The following is an 18328-nucleotide window of genomic DNA, read 5'->3' as shown; positions in this document are numbered from 1 at the left end:
TGATAATATGCATTTCGGGCTATGTCAATGCGTGGTTAAGGGATTATACAGGGGATTATGGCTAAAAAATCATCCTCACGCCGTGTGGCTTTGCCAGAGGCGCAAAATCTCTCCCGCAATCGCTCCCGTCGTCAAACAACGCGGCATGGAGCCCCCGCTGCTGGCAAGGGTTATTGGCTCTATGGTCAACATGCTGTAGAGGCCGCCCTCCTCAACCCTGCGCGCGTTATTTACGCCCTGCTTGCCACCAAGGAGGCCGAGGCTGCCCTTCCCCAAACAGCGCATCAACCGCGCATCGTCAGCCGGGAGGAGCTAGATGCCCTCTGCGGTAAAGAGGCCGTGCATCAAGGGGTGTGCCTCAATGTCGAGCCGTTGGAAAACCCGGCTCTTGTGGATGTGATCGACCGCCCCGGCCCTATCCTTGTATTGGACCAAGTAACAGACCCGCGCAATATCGGGGCCATTCTACGCTCTGCCGCCGCTTTTGGGGCCGCTGCTCTCATCGTGCAAGACCGTCACACACCTGATGAAACCGGGACTATGGCCAAAGCGGCCTCTGGCGGATTGGATATTGTGCCCATCATTCGGGAAACGAATATCTCCCGCACGCTGCAAAGCTTACAAAAAGCGGGCTTCTGGGTCGTGGGGTTAGATGCTGGTGGGACGCGCTTAGACCGCACCCAGCTTGGTCAACGCCGTGTGGCTCTCGTTCTAGGGGCCGAGGGGGCAGGGCTACGCCGCCTAACACGGGAGACATGTGATGAGATTGCCTCCATTTACATGTCTGGCCCGATGGAGAGCCTAAATGTCTCCAACGCTTCTGCGGTAGCCCTATACGAGCTGACCCGCCCCCTCAGCTAACAGCTGCCATATAAAATGGGGTGGAGCCAGAAAACCCAGCACCACCCCATCATTATACTTTATGGCCTGCTTTTACTTGGCAAACGGATAATCCGTATAGCCTTTCGCCTCAATCGGGCCGTACCATGTGGCCATATCATCTTGTTGAAGCGGTAAATCCTCCTTCAAGCGGCGCACGAGGTCCGGGTTAGCAATATAGGCGCGCCCAAAGCTGATAGCATCTGCCTTGCCTTCTGCCACGGCCTTCAGAGCGTCATCACGCGTATATTCCTGATTCAGCACCAGCGGACGGGTGAACACCTTGCGGATTTCTGGCGATAATTTAGGCTGCTCTGTAGCCCCGCCAAAGGTGCTGGAAGGATTAGCTTCACGCAGCTCCAGCCATGCCACACCGAGGTCATTCAACATCTTCGCTGCCGGGATAAAGACAGTTTCCGGCTTGCTATCTATCGTGCCCTGCACCTCGCCATTCGGGGAGAGACGAACACCGACATGCTCGGCCCCAACTTCCTTAATGACAGCTTCCGTCACCTCACGCAGCAGACGCAGACGATTCTCGACAGACCCACCATAAGCATCCGTCCGATGGTTCGTGCCATCACGCAAGAACTCATCAAGCAGATAACCATTGGCAGAGTGAATCTGCACACCATCGAACCCGGCTTTCATCGCATTGCGCGCAGCCTTGATGTAATCCTCAATGATCCCCGGAATCTCATCCAGACGTAGCGCACGGGCCTCCTCATAAGGGGCCTTGCCCTCATAGGTATGGATGTGCCCCGGTGCTGTGGAAGGAGACGGCGCCACCGGCTGCTCCCCCGTTGTGGAGGAATGGACCATCCGCCCCATATGCCAAAGCTGGCAGACAATCTTACCGCCCTTCTCATGCACGGCATCGGTGACGGCCTTCCAGCCCTTTACCTGCGCGTCATTCCAAATGCCTGTAGCATAGGCCCAGCCAAGCCCTTGGCGAGAAATACCCACGGCCTCGGAGATAATCAGCCCGGCAGTCGCCCGCTGTGCGTAATATTCCACCATGATAGGTGTCGGCACAGCATCTTTGCCCGCCCGTGCCCGGGTAAGCGGTGCCATAACAACACGATTAGCCGCCTTAATAGCCCCAAAGGAAATGGGCTCAAACAACGTTGCCATAACGTCCTCCTTTAACAAACATGAAGAGAAACGTCCCTTCTGCCGTTGAGGCTAACACAGGCTTATTGTTCCATCAATATAGAACTACAATCTTGACAAAACACCCTCCGACTCCCGATACAGAGAGGCATGGCCACGTTATATCATCACCCTGCCCCAGAGGAGGTTGCCCTCCTCCCGCTCCTCCGCGCTATAGCGGACCCGGTGCGTCTGGGCATTATCTATCATTTATACAATTTGGGGGAAGCAAACTGCACAACCCTCCTACGCGGACGGCCTAAATCCAGCATGTCACATCATTTTCAAGTGTTGCGAGAAGCAGGCATCCTGCACACACGTGTAGAAGGGGTCCAACATCGCAATACATTACGTCTTGCGATGCTAGAGGAGCGCTTCCCTGGCTTGATGAGCAGTATCCTACGCGGCTATGCGATAGACCCAGCGAGCCCTTAATTAAGGCGACGATGGTGCTGTTAATGTTAATTCTGCAATGATGCGTGCCTGCTCTGGGCTCCACAGCAAAATACGCACGCCTCCTTGTTCATCTTTTAACATAACAGCGAATGCTCCATCCTGGCGCGCCGAGACCATAATAACATGCTCCCCAGGCAGACGGGGAACCTTCAAACGCGCTACGCTAGAAAGAGAAGATGGCTCTACCGCGCTTTGCATCATCGTAGCCGCAGGCCGCTCTGTAGAAACGGCAGATTGATGTACAACGCGATAAATAATAACACCAACTAGTGCAGTTGCCCCTATAATGATCATGAGCCCCATAATGATTACGGCAGCTAGCAAACCACGGGAGGAACGTGGCGCATAAAGCTCGCTGTTCTCTTTAGATCCAACTAGACTAGAAGCCATGTCCGACTTTCTCATTTCCGATTCTCTCTCTGCAGATGCATCTGTACTCTACTCATTCACTGTAACGCAGGAGCAAGCAGGACAACGCGCTGACCGTATACTCGCCGATATCATCGGGACATTATCCCGCTCCCGCGTCAAAACCTTGATTGAGACAGGTCATCTTACCTGTAATGGATCCCCCCGACGAGACCCTTCATTTACTTTTCGTAAAGGAATGAGCATACAGCTCCGCTTACCCCCGCCAGAGCCTGCCCGCCCACAAGCTGAGAGCATCCCCTTGGATATTCTTTTTGAGGATAGGGACCTCATCGTCTTGGACAAACCCGCCGGATTGGTGGTCCATCCCGCCCCTGGGAATGAGACAGGGACCCTTGTAAATGCCCTCCTCGGCCATTGCGGGCCTGATTTTGAGGGCATTGGAGGAGAGAAACGACCCGGAATCGTGCACCGTTTAGACAAAGATACATCTGGCGTGATGGTCGTTGCGAAAACCCCCCTCGCTCATGAAGCACTCTCCGAAGCCTTTGCTACCCGCACGATGGAGCGCGCCTATCTTGCGCTCGCATGGGGGATTCTCCCACCTGCTGGTGAGTTTGAAGGGGCTATCGGCCGCGATAAACGAGACCGCAAACGCATGGCCGTTGTTACCCAAGGGGGAAAACAGGCCCTAACGCGTTATAAAACAAAGGAAACATTCCATAACGCCGTCTCCCTTGTGGAGTGCCGCTTAGCAACGGGACGTACGCATCAAATCCGTGTTCATCTCTCTCATAATGGGCATCCTTTATTAGGCGACCCTGTTTATCTTCGTCGCATCCCCGCTGCGGCGCGCAAACTCCCCGTGACACTGCGCGATGAAGCGTTGGACTTCCCCCGCCAAGCCCTCCATGCCGCAACACTCGGTTTTATACACCCCCGCACACGGGAAATGCTGCATTTTACAGCCCCTTTGCCGGAGGATTTTCGGGCTTTAATAGAGAGCCTTAAAACATAATCCATCAATATAACTTTTTCTTAAGTTTTGTTTTTTGCAAAAGCCGATTAAAAGAAAGGAACCTATAGGAGTCCTAAATACAACGCATGCCTCCACTGCCCTATTTGGGGGTAGAGATATCAATAGACAGGAATTAGAGTTGGCAAAAGGATGCGTCATTCCTGTGGTAGAAGAACGGGTGAACGTCGCCCTGCCTTTTGCCAGCTGGGTGCAAGGAGTCGAGCTTATATGAAGTCTCCCACTACTCTTCCTGCCATTGGGCCGGAGACCAATTTATCCCGCTATCTTCAGGAAATCCGCCGTTTTCCTCTCCTCACATCCGAGCAAGAGTTAGATTTAGCCCGCCGCTGGCGAGATAAGCATGATAGCAGTGCTGCTCATGAGCTTGTGACTTCTCATCTGCGCCTTGTTGCAAAAATCGCCATGAGCTATCGCGGTTATGGTCTGCCCGTAAGCGAGCTTATCAGCGAGGGCAATATCGGCATGATGCAGGCTGTCCGCCGTTTTGACCCAGAGCGCGGCTTCCGCTTAGCCACTTACGCTATGTGGTGGATTCGTGCGGCTATTCAGGAATATATCCTCCATAGCTGGTCCTTAGTGAAAATGGGGACCACAGCTGCGCAGAAAAAACTCTTCTTCAATCTCCGCCGCCTTAAAGGCCAGATGCAAGCTTATGAGGAAGGCGACCTTCAACCAGAGCAGATTGACCATATTGCTAAGACGCTCGGTGTGCCAGAGCAAGATGTCATCTCCATGAATCGCCGCCTCACCGCGCCGGATCATAGCCTTAATGCCCCACTGCGCATTGATGGTGAGCAAGAATGGCAAGACTGGCTTGTGGACCAAAATGAGAGCCAAGAAGATACGCTAGCTGAAAATGAGGATATGAATGGCCGTAAGGCCCTCCTCGCTGAAGCGATGCAAACCCTTAATGAGCGTGAGCGTCACATCCTCACAGAACGCCGCTTGAAGGAGGACCCTTCCACTTTGGAGGAACTCTCCCACCATTACGGCGTCTCACGCGAACGTATTCGTCAAATTGAAGCCCGTGCGATGGAGAAATTACAAAAAGCTATGGCTTCTGCCGTAAAAGCCCGCCGTAAGGAGCAAGGCTTCACAGAGGATGACGCTTAAAGCGTCCCTCTCCCCCTCTGGCCCTTTTTCATCCTTGCAAGACTGCGGTTCGTTTTAACGAGCCGCATTTTTATAAATAACATCATCAAAAAAGGCGGTACCCCATAAGGACAACCGCCTTTTTAAAACTTCGGTTTAACCCGATGTCTTATTTAGCGCGTAGCACCTCAACACCCGGAAGGGTCTTACCCTCCAGCCATTCGAGGAAGGCACCGCCCGCTGTGGAGACGTAGCTCATACGGTCTGCCACACCTGCATGACGCAGAGCAGAAACCGTATCACCACCGCCTGCCACTGTGAGCAGCTTGCCTGCTTCTGTCAGCTTCGCTGCGGCCTGAGCCACTTCCACCGTTGCTTTATCAAACGGGGCAATCTCAAAGGCACCAAGCGGACCATTCCAGACCAGAGTCTTAAGGTCAGCTAAATGCTTGGAGATAAGCTCGGCTGTTTTTGGCCCGGCATCGAGGATCATGGCGTCATCAGGCACCTTATCCACCGGCACAACCTCAGAAGGCGCACCCGCTTTGAACTCACGCGCGACAACGGCATCTACTGGCAGAACCAGCTTGCAGCCCTTCTCTTTAGCATGAGCGGCAATCTTGCGGGCTGTCTCGTGCATGTCGGCCTCTTGGAGGGACTTGCCAACCTTCACACCCTCAGCAGCGAGGAAGGTATTAGCCATAGCCCCACCGATGAACAGCACATCCACTTTATCCAACACGTTGCCGATGAGGTCCAGCTTCGTGGAGATTTTGGAGCCACCAATAACGGCCCCAACAGGGCGTTTTGGATTCTCCAAAGCTGCGGAAAGAGCCTTCAACTCAGCTTCCATCAAGCGGCCTGCATAAGCAGGCAGAAGATGGGCTACACCCTCTGTCGAGGCATGAGCGCGGTGAGCTGCAGAGAACGCATCATCTACATAAATATCCCCATTAGCAGCCAATGCTTTGGAGAATGCAGGATCGTTCTTCTCTTCCTCAGCGTGGAAGCGTGTGTTCTCCAACAGGAGGACATCGCCATCCTTTAGGGCATCAACCGCCTTTTTAGCTTCCGGCCCAACGCAGTCGGACGCAAAAGCAACCGGGCGACCTAGCAGCTCACCCAGACGCTTACCCACCGGTGCCAGCGACATCTCAGGCACGACCTTCCCTTTAGGACGGTCGAAGTGGCTGAGAAGGATGACCTTAGCCCCCTTCTCAATCAGCTCGCGGATGGTCGGCAGCACACGCTCAATACGCGTTGTATCGGTGATGGCACCTTCATGCATGGGGACATTCAGGTCAGCGCGGAGAAGTACGCGTTTACCGCGTACCTCCGCTTTATCTAGCGTGCGAAAAGCCATGATCAGAGTTTCCCAAAGAGAGACGCTGTGTCGGACATACGGTTGGAGAAGCCCCACTCATTGTCATACCATGCGCAGATGCGGACCAGCTCACCGCCATCAACCAACGCTGTCTGCGTTGCATCGAAGGTGGAGGAGAAGGCAACATGGTTGAAGTCGTGGCTCACCAGCGGCTCTGTATTGTAGCCGAGGATGCCTTTCAGCCGGCCCTCAGAAGCCTCACGCACGGCCTCGTTCACTTCCTCAATGGAAGATGGTTTACGCTTCGGCACGAAGTCCAAAGAGACGAGGGAGACGTTCGGCGTTGGGACGCGAATCGCTGTACCATCCAACTTGCCCTTCAGATGTGGTAGAACCAGCGCAACAGCGCGGGCAGCCCCTGTGGAGGTCGGGATGATGTTTACAGCTGCAGCGCGCGCACGGCGTGGGTCTTTATGCAGTGTGTCGATTGTGCGCTGGTCACCCGTGTAAGAGTGAACTGTCACCATGTAACCACGCTCGATGCCGAACTTGTCATCCAGCACAGCAGCAACTGGGGAGAGACAGTTGGTTGTGCAGGACCCGTTGGAAACGATCTGCATACCCGGCTTCAGAGCCTCGTTATTCACACCATAAACGATGGTGGCATCTGCATCCTTACCCGGAGCGGAAATCAGCACATGCTTTGCACCAGCTTTCAGCAGGGCAGAGGCTTTATCGCGTGCTGTAAAGAGGCCTGTGCACTCCATCGCCACATCAACACCCTGAAGCGGAATCTCTTCTGGGTTACGCTGAGAGGTCACCTTGATAGGCCCGATGGTCTTACCAGCATGGGTCTTGATGAGCAGGTCACCATTGACGACCTCAACCTCAGCCGGCAGGCGGCCATGGATGGTGTCATACTTCAGGAGGTGAGCGTTGGCCTCCACAGAACCGAGATCGTTAATCAGTACAGGCTCAACATCTGTGCGCCCGCTCTCGATAATCCCACGAAGAACCAGACGCCCGATGCGCCCGAACCCATTGATTGCAATTTTAACGGCCATTGGTCGCTTCCTCCATAATTTGGTAGCTAAAGGACGTACCATCCATAGCACCCTTGTGGCAGAGCAACAGAGGGAAAATGAAGTTTTTAAAGCAAGCCTGCTACCCTCTTGCGTCATGCCCCGCTTCCTGTAAGTAAGTGATATATGATGGTTTCTTATGCCCACCGCTCCGCTTTATGGATCCGCTCAGCCTTTCTTATGACGCTGGCAACCCCTCTTTGGGGCTGTAATCCTATTGATCAACGGACGTTTGACCCACAAGCGGGGAGGCCGCCGCGCGTCGCTGCTCCCGCTTTGCCCGTCTCAGCCCCCGGCAAGCCGGCCTTCCTGCAAATTATTGATGGCACACCAGAAGACGAATACGGCCCAGCTGTGGAAAAAGCCACAAAATTGGCCTTAAGCCGGAAGGCTAACATCCTGTTCATCGTTCAGGGCATAACACCTATGCAACAAACGCCTGAAGCGGAGAGACAAACCTTGCATGATATAACCCAACATCTAGTCTCATCCGTCGGGCATCACATTCTGGCCGCTGGGGCACGCCCTATCCAACTGGATATGCGCGTAAGTGCCGACCCAACCGTTCATAACAATATGGTACGCATTTATGTCCGCTAGGCGTCCCCGTCTTACCTGCGCTCTCCTCCTCAAAAAAGCAGATCACACCTTAGCTGGATGGCTGGCATGGCATCTTGCCTTGGGGGTGGAGCACATCGTTGTGATTGATAGTGGGGCCTTTGATAATGGCCGCCAAACCATCCAAGCTTATCAAGCCGACTGGCCCGTTTCGTGGATTGCAGCGGAACTTGACGACACACTCTCCGCCGAAGAGCGCCGCCTAAACCTAACGCGCCTTGCGCTGACGTCCCTTCGTCACATTACACAAGAGCTAGACCAATCTACCTCCCACAGACCGGACGAGGACGCTGTTGAAGATTGGATCGCCATCTTAGATGCAGATGAGTATCTAAGCCCGAATTATGACCTCCGCTCCCTCTTTCAACACACTAAAGACAACACCACTGCCATTGCACTACATTGGCGCATTTACGGGACGGCGGGGCATCTCATGCCTCCCCCCGGGCATATTATTAACAATTATGTCTGGCATGCTCCGCCAGAATTTCATGACCATCACTTTGTTCGTTTGCTCGCCCGACTCGACCACCTACCAGAAGCAAATGCGCTCACCAATCCTTTCCTTTTTGACCTTCCACTCGAGACTATCATCCGTAGTGATGGGCAAGCTTACCAGCCTCATGACGACTCTACACTAGCCGCCCCTTGGAAGGGGGGAGCAATTCAACATTATATCTGCGCTCAGGCTCATGATGAAACCGAGTTGCCTGCGGCTATGCGTGCTCATTATGACCGTAACGAGCAGATCACCACACCAGAGCGCGACAAAGTGCAGCTTATGCGCCAGCTTGCTAATCATATGCGCGAGAGTGCTCTACGTGCTGGTCTCTCTCGCTTACGCGACCTCGTACAACAACAGCTTGAAAAACAACGTGCGGCGTGGCTCCTGCACGATAGTGATCTTACATTAGAAGATCACGTCCGGCACGAGACCTTCCTGTATGACCGTATCCGACCTTCATTGGAGGATGTACTTACCCTCAACCCACAATTTTCTGCGCATTATGAGCCAGGCCGTACGGTCTTGCTTCGCTCGACTGAGGGACAATTATTAGAGTGCGACCCACCAGAACATCACAGGCCCTTTGCCGGTTTCTGGCAGGAAAGCACACCCCATCTCCTAACGCTTTACACACAAGATGCCACACCCTTTACCCTTGGGGACGCACCTTGCCCCTTTGGGATGGTTAGCCTGCACATTACCTATGACCCGGTAAAACAAACCGTCCTGCTCCCACACGAAACAGGCCATGGCAGCACAGTGCTGGAGATGATCCCCGCCGCGGTACCTCCCCCCATGCTCTTTACGCCACTCCCTCCGGCAAACGAAGAAGATGGGTTAAGTGTTCGCGGATTGCTCATGTGGCTGGCAGGACATCCTACTGTTCAACCGCAGGACCTCCAACGCGCTCTTTTGCTCTTATCACCTTCATCAACACAGCATCTCCGCACGGTGGCCCCTATTTTAGAGGAGTTCTTACCCCACTTTACAAAAAAGCCCGCTTTTCTGCCCTAAAAACGCTAAAATATGTGGATGCCCCAATGCCCTACCACCACAATGGCTGTTCCTAGGGTCACACCACATAAAAGCGTAAACCATGAAAAGCGGGAGGAGCCATCCGTCGGCCGTTGTGTTAATGCGGCAAGGCTAGTCCGCAAAGCGGCCAGTTCCTCTTGCTGAGCGCGCTCTTCATCCTGACGTTGACGCACTTGAGCACTATGCTGGCGGATAAACTCTGCTGCCTCCAACGGGGTCATAAAAAATTGCTCTACCATGTGAGGTAAAAGCGTTGCCTGCTCGCTATTAGATGCCCCCCCATCATACGCCAAAATACGATAAGCTGGGCAAGACAAAAGAGCCTTTAGACAAACCGCATTTTCCAAAACTGCCAAGCAATCTTCCGCCACGATGAGCAAGATAATATCCTGCTCTACCTGTGGTAACGTCTGGAGGAACGCCTCGGCCTCCACCTTTGGCACGGCGCATCTCACCACGGTACGGTCTGTCCATAACCCACCAAGAGTGGGCTGCATACGGCGTAATCGCTCGCCCTCTATCCCAATGCCAAGCAACAACATGCGGGCCCCTTCCTGCACTGGGAAGGCGCGTCGTCGCGGTAGCAAACTCCGCATTATCTCCAACAAGGCTTCACTACGCTGGGTCGCTGTCTCGACGACATCTTGCTCGATAGATAACACCTCACAACGCAGCGTAATATGCCCCTTCTGCAATTGTGCTTTTAACCAACCAACAACCTGCACCTTCTCACCAGCACGCACCCCCTCTCCAGCCAATAATGACGGAGGGATATCTAATAACAAAGAGGCCCCCGTTTGCGCATCTAAAAGCGGTGTGCCCTCGCGCCGCCGCCAATGGTCACCGGGAACATCCCCAATAACACCACCGACCCTTATGGGCGTTTTCCATTCATCAAACCGGCTGCATATCTCTATAACGCGCCGTTGAAAGAGTGCTTGCACTTGCTCTGGAGCCAAAAGCGGATAGGCCTTTTCCACCCCCCGCCCAGAAGGGGAAGTCGGAACACGCCGTGCAAACACCTCCATGACCTAACCTTCCCTCCCAAAATAAAAGCCCCGAAAATGGGGCCTTTTAGCATCCTATATACCTAAGAGCGAGACCATAGGCATACTCAAGCCGTCCGGTTAAAAAAGCCCTCATAAAGCTCTGGTTTAAACCCAACCACGACACGCTCACCCATTACAGTAACAGGCCGCCGTATAAGCGTTGGATGTGCCATCATCAAAGCTATCGCCTTTGACTCATCCAACCCTTCTTTATCGGCATTATCAAGCCGGCGAAACGTCAAGCTAGAGCGATTCAACAACTTCTCCCAGCCCAACAGAGCGCACCAAGATGTCAGCAATGCTGAGGTGACACCATCCTTACGAACATCATGATACTGAAAGGCGATGTCTTGTTCTTCCAACCATTTCATCGCTTTTTTAACAGTGGAGCAGGTTTTAATCCCGTACAAAACGACCATGGCAGCCATAAAATGCGCTTTTCTTAACGAGAAGGAGGAAGCAAAATGAACAGAAGAAATTAAGGTAACGGCATCATCATGGTGCTGCTGGCGAGGATTGAACTCGCGACCTCTCCCTTACCAAGGGAGTGCTCTACCACTGAGCTACAGCAGCACGGCGAAAACCTATGGCGGGTTACCTAGCCTGTTTCTTCCCCACCACGCAACCCTTTAAATTAATCATCACGATAAATCTTTTCATGCCGCTCGTGCCGCTCTTGCGCCTCTAGCGACAAAGTGGCGATAGGCCGCGCCTCCAAACGTTGCAAACCAATAGGCTCACCCGTTTCCTCGCAATAGCCATAAGAGCCATCTTCAATCCGCGCTAAGGCCATATCAATCTTGATGATCAACTTACGAGCACGATCACGCGTTCTTAGCTCAAAAGCACGGTCTGTCTCCACCGTTGCACGATCGGCCAAATCTGCCTCACGAATCCCACCTTCTGAAAGACTCGCTAACGTCTCCCCCGCCTCTTTGAGAAGGTCCATCCGCCAATGCAACAGCTTTTGCTTAAAATAAGCTAATTGCTGTTCACTCATGAACTCTTCATCATCAGAAGGACGATAGTCAGGTGAAAGCGTAATCATGCGCAACTCCTTCTCGCAGCACCGCATCTCACCCATCGTTTCACCATAATACACCATGGGAAAGATGCTGCCCCGACTTATATCGGCCCTCACCAACCACGCAAGACGCAATTAGGAAATTTTTAGCAACTATCCGCATAATAACAATAATTTCATGGTCAAAAGACCCGGTAACCCGCTGTCTAACGACTATCTAAACAAAAATAGACTTTTGTTCTTCATTAATCATTATTTAACTTTTTGGTCTATCTTTACCTCCATCATCAAGCATTAATTTTGTGCCAAAGCACGACGACTAACTCGTACACGCAAAACACGACGACGCTCTGTCTCCAACACCTCAAACAACCAGCCAGAGAAAACAACTTTATCCCCCCGTGCTGGCACACGGCGTAAGAGGGCCATCAACGCCCCACCCAACGTGTGGTATCGCCCCTCCCCAGGCAGAGGCGGTATATCAAGCCGGACACACACATCATCAATCGGCATGAAGCCATCAAGAATATATTCCTCTTTCCCATCTGTTTCCTGCTTCTTTTTGGCAGATACATCCAAAGCTTCATCACCAATAATGGCCTCAAAGACATCAGACGGCGTGACGATCCCCTCAAAAGAGCCATATTCATCAAAGACAAAAACAATCCCTAACGAAATCCCTTTGAGGCGTTCAATCATCCCTTGTGCTGTAAGGCTATCTGGAATAGCAGGCGGGGTCCGCAAGACAGCATCAATCGAAAGGGGCAGACCTAACAATAACCGGTCCATCACATCCTTAGCCAGCATCACCCCCACAGGGTGATCCACATCCCCCTCACACACAACAATCCGCCCATAAGAGGACTGACGCAATTTACTAACCAGCGTTTCCGGATCCGCGTGGCGATCTATCCAAAATAATTCATTACGTGGCGTCATAATAGCGCGCACGGGGCGGTCAGCAAGACGCAACAGACGCTCGATAATCGCGCGCTCTTCCGTCTCTAATATGCCGGCCTGCATTCCCTCTTGCAGGACTGCCTTTAGCTCCTCTTCCGTTACTGTGGCACGTGGAAGAGAGCCAATACCAATAAGATGTAAGACGCAGTTTGATGTCTTACTCAGCAACCAGACAATAGGGCGCGTGCACCAAGATAAAGCTAAAAGTGGTGCAGAGAGATGAATGGCGATCACCTCTGGCCTTTGCAAGGCGATCTGCTTCGGGACAAGCTCACCAAAAACAAGCATCGCAAAGGTAATGCAAGCCACCACAAGGATAATGGATAGCTCACCGGCAAAAGGCTGCAAAACAGCCCAATGCTCTATATAATGTTGGAGTGATTCCTCAATCTGGCTTCCCCCAAATGCCCCTTCCAAGATAGAGACAAGGGTCATGCCTATCTGCACGGTTGGTAGAAAATTTTGAGGATTTTCCGCTAGCTTTAACGCACGCTCCGCACCTGCCACTTTTGTTTGTGCAAGATGAGAAAGCCGGGCTCGTTTGGCTGAAATTAGTGCCAATTCACCCGTAGCAAATACGCCGTTAAGGACGATAAGCAGAACAATTATAAGGATAGGAATCATCATAAAGCTATCCTGCCCTGATCTGCCCTACATCACAAGATGACGTCAGGGCACTCAGGGCAGGAAAAAAGCTACTTATTTAGCTGCGGAGGCAGGCGCAGGGGTTTCACTCTGCCCATTAATGCGTACGCGTGGACCACGAGCCGGTTTGCCGCGCTTAGCGTCCTCGCCTTCAAGCCGCTCCATCTGGCGCGCTACCTCAGCATCATACCCGTAAGAAGCAGGACGCTGATTCGCTAACGATATCTCCGGGGCCATGGGCTTTTCCGTCTCTGGCCCTTGCAACGCTACCTTGATGAAATGCCAGGGGCGCTGCACCGCATCCATCACCGCTGTGGATTCATAACCAGAATGGACCATACAATCGGCACATTTCTCATACGCACCAGTGCCGTACTGATCCCACGCTGTATCATCCATCAGCTCCTTAAAGGTCTTAGCGTAACCTTCACCCAGCAGATAGCAAGGACGCTGCCAACCAAAGACAGTCCGCAACGGCTTACCCCATGGGGTACAATGATATGTCTCATTGCCTGCTAAGAAGTTGAGGAACAAAGGAGACTGCGTAAAGCGCCATTTATGGCCCTTACCCAAGCGGAAAATATCCCGGAAGAGAGTCTTCGTCTTTTGGCGATTAAGGAAGTGCTCTTGGTCCGGGGCACGCTCATAAGCATAGCCCGGTGCTGTCATCACACCATCAACGCCTAGGCGCATGACTTCATCAAAAAAAGCTGCAACACGCTCTGGCTTAGCACCATCAAACAAGGTGCAGTTAATAGAGACGCGGAAGCCTTTGGATTTTGCCAATTTAATGGCCTTCACCGCACGATCATACACCCCTTCTTGGCAGACGGACGAATCATGCATCTGCTGGTCACCATCGAGATGGATGTCCCAAGAGAAGAAAGGTGATGGTTTATAGTCATCGATCTTCTTCTCTAGCAAAAGGCCATTCGTGCAGAGATACACATATTTTTTACGCGCCACGAGGCCCGCAATAATCTGTGGCATCTCTTTATGTAAGAGAGGCTCTCCCCCCGCCACAGCAATCACTGGGGCACCAGCTTCAGTATCCGCATCAAGACATTCTTGATAGCTCATACGCTGGTTAAGAATCTTCGCTGGATAATCAATCTTGCCACAGCCCGCGCAAGCCAAATTGCAGCGGAACAGCGGCTCAAGCATTAGCACAAGCGGGTAACGCTTGCGCCCTGTAAGATGTTGCTTGAGAACGTACCGTCCAACTCGGACAGCCTGCATCAATGGTACGGCCATTATAATCCTCTGATAATATCTTCCTGAGCTGATCACGGTATCAGAACACCCGTGGCACATAGCCCGACAGACGCGCCAGAACGATATCTGCCGGGCCTGCATCGCTCCCTCTCGCAGAAGCCGCGCAGAAATGCAAGCTTAGCGAACCCACCTAGCCCTCCTTACAAGGAAAATGAACAGAATATTCTCTCTTTCCCTACCGGAATGGACTCGTTTATTCCGTAGCAATGCGCTATGATGCTTTGCCGACTGTAGCATATTCAACACAGTTGTATGAAATCCTGCGGGGGCTCTCCCTTGCAAACTGCCCCATAGCCTCTTGCATAAAAGGACGCATAGGAGGAAAGAGCATGTGTATGAAACGTTGTCTTATGTCTTCTCTAGGGATGATGGCCTTACTCACAGGTGCTGTCCCTGCTCTTGGGGTTAACCCCGCTCAAGCCGCCCGTAGCACGTCCGCTACGGCATCACTCTCCGCAGCGACGCCACAAGCGCCGATAGAGGCACTATACAACGCGTTGGATAAATCCGAGCATTCCACCGCAGGGGTTGGTAAACGTAGCGCTATGATCGCCCCGCTCGTTGACCGCGCGTTTGATATGGAAGCCATCCTAAAACGCTCTATCGGTTTACATTACGAGCATCTTTCCTCTTCCGAGCGTAGCAGCTTGATCACCGCTTTCCGGCATTTTACCGTGGCGCGTTATGTCTCTACCTTTAAGCCGGGGACAGATGCTGTCTTTACCGTTGTAAACACGATACAGCAGGATGGACGGACCATCGTCCACACCACCATCGGCGGGAAAGATGACCCTAATGGGACGCCAACACCCATTGACTATGTCATGGCCCAAGGTCCCGACGGCTGGCGCATTACCGACATTCTGCTTGATGGACATATCAGCCAAGTTGCTGCTCAACGGGCTGATTTTAAGACAATCTTCAACGAGAAAGGGGCAAACGGCCTAGCGCGTAGCCTCACCACGAAAGCTGACGACTTCCTCCGTGAATAAGGCTTCATGACTCCTCATCACGTCTGCTTGCGTTGTGCTGAGTCAATAAGCCTAAGAGGCAGACGTGATGAAGGGCTCCTGAAAGCATCCGCCCTTTCATCTCAACAGGTATTTTGATTAATGGCCCCACTCTTTGCAATTGCCTCCGCCCTTAGCGGAGCTTTTTCACTAGCGGGGCATGTGCAGAATCTCATCGGGACAAGCTTACTCTCTCGTTTCTGCCAGAATGTGCGCATCCCCGGTCGGCCTGCCCCCTATCAGCGCGAGGCTTCCTCTCACAACCAAGAGGCTCTACGCCCCAGCGTTACGCTCATGAAGCCGGTACATGGGGATGAGCCACGCCTTGAAGACGCATTAGAAAGCTTCTTCCAGCAGGATTACCCGTCGTATCAAATCATCTTCGGCCTGCATAAAGAGGATGATACGGCTCTACCGGTGATTCGCCGCCTCCAGCAGCGTTATCCTCATCACGATGTAACAATCATTATTAATGATGCCTTACATGGCCCTAATCGTAAGGTCAGTAACCTCATTAATATGTATCCCTCTTGCCGACATGACATTTTGATCATCTCGGATTCTGATATTCATGTCAGCCCAGATTACATCACGCATATTGTGGAATCGTTCCAGCAAGAGCGGGTCCAGCTTGTAACCACACTTTATGCGGGCTTGCCTGCTAGCCCCAGCCTCATCCGTATGTTGGGCGCCCATAGCATTAACACCAACTTCCTCCCCGGTGTGATGATGTCCCGCTTAATCGGACGGCAAGATTGCCTCGGGGCTACAATGGCCCTTAAACGGACGCATTTACAGCAAATTGGCGGGTTTGAGGCCCTTGTCTCTCATGTCGCTGATGATGCCGTGCTAGGCCAGCTTATCCGCCGTAATGGGGGAGATATCGCCCTTGCGCGGACCTTATGCCAGACGACCATCACCGAGACCTCCCTAAAGGACCTTTTCACCCATGAGCTGCGCTGGGGACGGACGGTTCGGAGTGTGGAGCCCCTTGGATATGGGCTCTCTATATTACAGCTGCCGCTTTTCTGGGCTGTGTTGTGTGTCCTTTTTGCACCATCGCGCCGTTTTTCATGGGGGTTACTTATAGGGGGGATGCTCTATCGTGGAGCGATAACACAACGCATTGGCCGCCTGACAAACTGCGCTCTACCCGGCATTTTCCCTTTCCTTATATTCCGAGACTGCCTCTCTGCTTGTGTGATGCTCGGAAGTGCCCGTGGCTCGCGTGTAACATGGCGGGGGCAGACAATGCACATCTCCCGTGGCAAAACACGTACGAAGTCCCTATAACGAACCCCAACAACGATCGTGCCCCTTAATCCTGATCAACGAAACCGGCGTTGACAGGCCCGACATTATCAGGAGTGTCCATACATGTTGAGAACATTGTTTCTACAGCCCCCATCCTTTGACGGCTTTGATGGTGGTGCTGGCTCACGTTATCAGGCGAAGCGAGAGATTCGCTCCTTCTGGTATCCTACATGGTTGGCCCAACCTGCTGCGATGGTCCCCGGCTCGCGCTTGATTGACGCTCCACCGGCCAAAATGGGCATGGGACCTATCCTTGAGGATGTGAAGAATCGTGATCTCGTCATCATGCACACCTCCACCCCCTCCTTCCCCTCTGATGTCCGCGTGGCACAAATGCTGAAGGACGCCAACCCGAAGCTGAAGATCGGCATGGTTGGCGCAAAAGTTGCCGTCCAACCCGATGAGAGCCTTACCCAGGGCAGCCCGATCGACTTCGTGGCCCGCAATGAGTTCGACTTCACCATCAAAGAGATTGCCGAGGGAAAGCCTCTCGCAGAGGTTGATGGCATCACATGGCGCAATGAGAATGGTGAGATCATCACCAATAAAGACCGCGCTATCATTGAGGATATGGATAGCCTCCCCTTCGTAACGGAGGTTTATAAGCGCGACCTACGAATTGAAGATTACTTCATCGGTTATCTCAAGCATCCTTATATCTCCATCTATACAGGCCGTGGGTGTAAATCCCGCTGCACCTTCTGCCTCTGGCCACAAACTGTGGGTGGGCATCGCTACCGTACCCGCAGCCCCGAGCATGTAGCTGCTGAAATTAAGCTTGCGATGAAATATTTCCCGCAGGTGAAAGAGTTCTTCTTTGATGATGATACCTTCACCGATGACCTCCCCCGTGCAGAGGCCATCGCGCGGGAGCTGGGTAAGCTGGGTGTAACATGGTCCTGCAATGCTAAGGCCAATGTCCCTTATGACACGCTAAAAGTCCTGCGTGATAACGGCCTACGCTTGCTGCTGGTAGGGTATGAGAGCGGTAATCAGCAAATCCTGCATAACATCAAAAAAGGTATGCGGATTGAAACAGCGCGTGAATTCACCAAAAACTGCCACAAGCTGGGCATTAAGATTCACGGTACCTTCATCGTTGGTCTGCCCGGCGAGACACATGAGACTATCCGCGAGACCATTCAGTTTGCAAAAGAGATTGACCCGCACACATTGCAGGTCTCTCTCGCAGCCCCTTATCCGGGGACATTCCTGCATAAACAGGCCTCTGAGAATGGCTGGCTGAATGTTGATGAAGCGGAGCTGATTGACGAGAATGGTGTGCAGATTGCCCCGCTGCATTACCCCCATCTCTCCCATACGGAAATCTTTAAGAGCGTGGAGACCTTCTATAAGGAGTTCTATTTCCGCCCCTCCAAGATTTTCGCTATCGTCAAGGAAATGGCAACAGACCCACAAATGCTCAAACGCCGCTTGCGTGAGGGTGTGGAATTCTTCCAGTTCCTCCGTCAGCGTCATTCTGCCTAAGGCGAACGCCGC

At 52.7% G+C, this 18328-nt stretch carries 18 protein-coding genes and 1 tRNA gene; 9 read left to right on the top strand and 10 right to left on the bottom strand.

Annotation, left to right across the window (positions count from 1 at the left end):
- Window positions 1–57: 57 nt before the first annotated feature.
- Window positions 58–861, top strand: a complete 804-nt coding sequence (gene rlmB, locus NQF64_RS06605) for a 23S rRNA (guanosine(2251)-2'-O)-methyltransferase RlmB (RefSeq protein ID WP_266106885.1) — start codon at window positions 58–60, stop codon at window positions 859–861.
- A 72-nt stretch (window positions 862–933) separates the two neighbouring features.
- On the opposite strand, the gene NQF64_RS06600 is transcribed toward rlmB, so the two are convergent.
- Window positions 934–2013: an alkene reductase gene (locus NQF64_RS06600; RefSeq protein ID WP_266106884.1), complete on the bottom strand. Its 1080-nt coding sequence runs from the start codon at window positions 2011–2013 to the stop codon at window positions 934–936.
- Between the two features lie 129 nt (window positions 2014–2142).
- On the opposite strand from NQF64_RS06600, the gene NQF64_RS06595 reads away from it, so the two are divergent.
- Window positions 2143–2466 carry an ArsR/SmtB family transcription factor gene (locus NQF64_RS06595; protein ID WP_266106883.1) on the top strand — a complete coding sequence of 108 codons (324 nt, stop codon included), beginning with the start codon at window positions 2143–2145 and terminating at the stop codon, window positions 2464–2466.
- On the opposite strand, the gene NQF64_RS06590 is transcribed toward NQF64_RS06595, so the two are convergent.
- Window positions 2467–2877 (bottom strand): hypothetical protein, encoded by a 411-nt coding sequence (locus NQF64_RS06590; RefSeq protein ID WP_099026946.1) that lies wholly within the window; start codon window positions 2875–2877, stop codon window positions 2467–2469.
- Between NQF64_RS06590 and NQF64_RS06585 the strand changes: the two genes are divergently transcribed.
- Complete coding sequence (locus NQF64_RS06585) at window positions 2876–3874, top strand: RluA family pseudouridine synthase (protein ID WP_266106882.1); 999 nt, start codon at window positions 2876–2878, stop codon at window positions 3872–3874. The two genes, NQF64_RS06590 and NQF64_RS06585, sit on opposite strands and share 2 nt — an antisense overlap.
- A 228-nt stretch (window positions 3875–4102) precedes the next feature.
- A complete protein-coding gene (rpoH, locus tag NQF64_RS06580; RefSeq protein ID WP_155573773.1) occupies window positions 4103–5008 on the top strand; it encodes an RNA polymerase sigma factor RpoH in 906 nt (301 codons plus the stop codon).
- Between the two features lie 148 nt (window positions 5009–5156).
- On the opposite strand, the gene NQF64_RS06575 is transcribed toward rpoH, so the two are convergent.
- Window positions 5157–6350, bottom strand: coding sequence for a phosphoglycerate kinase (locus NQF64_RS06575; RefSeq protein WP_099026949.1), 1194 nt, complete (start codon window positions 6348–6350; stop codon window positions 5157–5159).
- A gap of 2 nt (window positions 6351–6352) precedes the next feature.
- Window positions 6353–7375: a type I glyceraldehyde-3-phosphate dehydrogenase gene (gene gap / locus NQF64_RS06570; protein ID WP_099026950.1), complete on the bottom strand. Its 1023-nt coding sequence runs from the start codon at window positions 7373–7375 to the stop codon at window positions 6353–6355.
- Between the two features lie 144 nt (window positions 7376–7519).
- Here gap and NQF64_RS06565 point away from each other — a divergent pair, with 144 nt between their 5' ends.
- Both NQF64_RS06565 and NQF64_RS06560 read left to right on the top strand, forming a co-directional pair.
- Window positions 7520–7993: a hypothetical protein gene (locus NQF64_RS06565; RefSeq protein WP_266106881.1), complete on the top strand. Its 474-nt coding sequence runs from the start codon at window positions 7520–7522 to the stop codon at window positions 7991–7993.
- Complete coding sequence (locus tag NQF64_RS06560; RefSeq protein WP_266106880.1) at window positions 7983–9530, top strand: glycosyltransferase family 2 protein; 1548 nt, start codon at window positions 7983–7985, stop codon at window positions 9528–9530. The genes NQF64_RS06565 and NQF64_RS06560 overlap by 11 nt, the downstream gene beginning before the upstream one ends.
- A gap of 5 nt (window positions 9531–9535) precedes the next feature.
- Here the strand turns inward: NQF64_RS06560 and NQF64_RS06555 are convergent, their stop codons facing one another.
- From NQF64_RS06555 to hpnH, 6 genes are all read right to left on the bottom strand, one after another.
- Entirely contained in the window at window positions 9536–10579 is a 1044-nt protein-coding gene (locus NQF64_RS06555) for a hypothetical protein (RefSeq protein ID WP_099026952.1), read from the bottom strand.
- Between the two features lie 86 nt (window positions 10580–10665).
- Window positions 10666–11028: an arsenate reductase gene (locus NQF64_RS06550; protein WP_099026953.1), complete on the bottom strand. Its 363-nt coding sequence runs from the start codon at window positions 11026–11028 to the stop codon at window positions 10666–10668.
- Between the two features lie 70 nt (window positions 11029–11098).
- Window positions 11099–11173 (bottom strand) — tRNA-Thr (locus NQF64_RS06545).
- Window positions 11174–11234: 61 nt separating this feature from the next.
- Entirely contained in the window at window positions 11235–11648 is a 414-nt protein-coding gene (gene dksA, locus NQF64_RS06540; RefSeq protein ID WP_099027063.1) for an RNA polymerase-binding protein DksA, read from the bottom strand.
- Window positions 11649–11918: 270 nt separating this feature from the next.
- Window positions 11919–13211, bottom strand: a complete 1293-nt coding sequence (locus NQF64_RS06535; RefSeq protein WP_099026954.1) for a hemolysin family protein — start codon at window positions 13209–13211, stop codon at window positions 11919–11921.
- A 72-nt stretch (window positions 13212–13283) separates the two neighbouring features.
- On the bottom strand, window positions 13284–14483 hold the full coding sequence (hpnH, locus tag NQF64_RS06530; RefSeq protein ID WP_099026955.1) for an adenosyl-hopene transferase HpnH: 1200 nt from the start codon (window positions 14481–14483) through the stop codon (window positions 13284–13286).
- Between the two features lie 356 nt (window positions 14484–14839).
- On the opposite strand from hpnH, the gene NQF64_RS06525 reads away from it, so the two are divergent.
- The 3 genes from NQF64_RS06525 (at window position 14840) to hpnJ (ending at window position 18316) form a co-directional block, all read left to right on the top strand.
- Window positions 14840–15496 (top strand): ABC transporter substrate-binding protein, encoded by a 657-nt coding sequence (locus NQF64_RS06525; RefSeq protein WP_266106879.1) that lies wholly within the window; start codon window positions 14840–14842, stop codon window positions 15494–15496.
- Window positions 15497–15616: 120 nt separating this feature from the next.
- Window positions 15617–16807 (top strand): bacteriohopanetetrol glucosamine biosynthesis glycosyltransferase HpnI, encoded by a 1191-nt coding sequence (hpnI, locus tag NQF64_RS06520; RefSeq protein WP_266106878.1) that lies wholly within the window; start codon window positions 15617–15619, stop codon window positions 16805–16807.
- An 84-nt stretch (window positions 16808–16891) separates the two neighbouring features.
- Window positions 16892–18316, top strand: coding sequence for a hopanoid biosynthesis associated radical SAM protein HpnJ (gene hpnJ, locus NQF64_RS06515; RefSeq protein WP_099026958.1), 1425 nt, complete (start codon window positions 16892–16894; stop codon window positions 18314–18316).
- Window positions 18317–18328 lie beyond the last annotated feature (12 nt).

The organism is Bombella saccharophila, from assembly GCF_026385475.1.
Lineage (GTDB): Bacteria > Pseudomonadota > Alphaproteobacteria > Acetobacterales > Acetobacteraceae > Bombella > Bombella saccharophila.
This window is presented reverse-complemented; position numbering and strand designations above follow the sequence as displayed.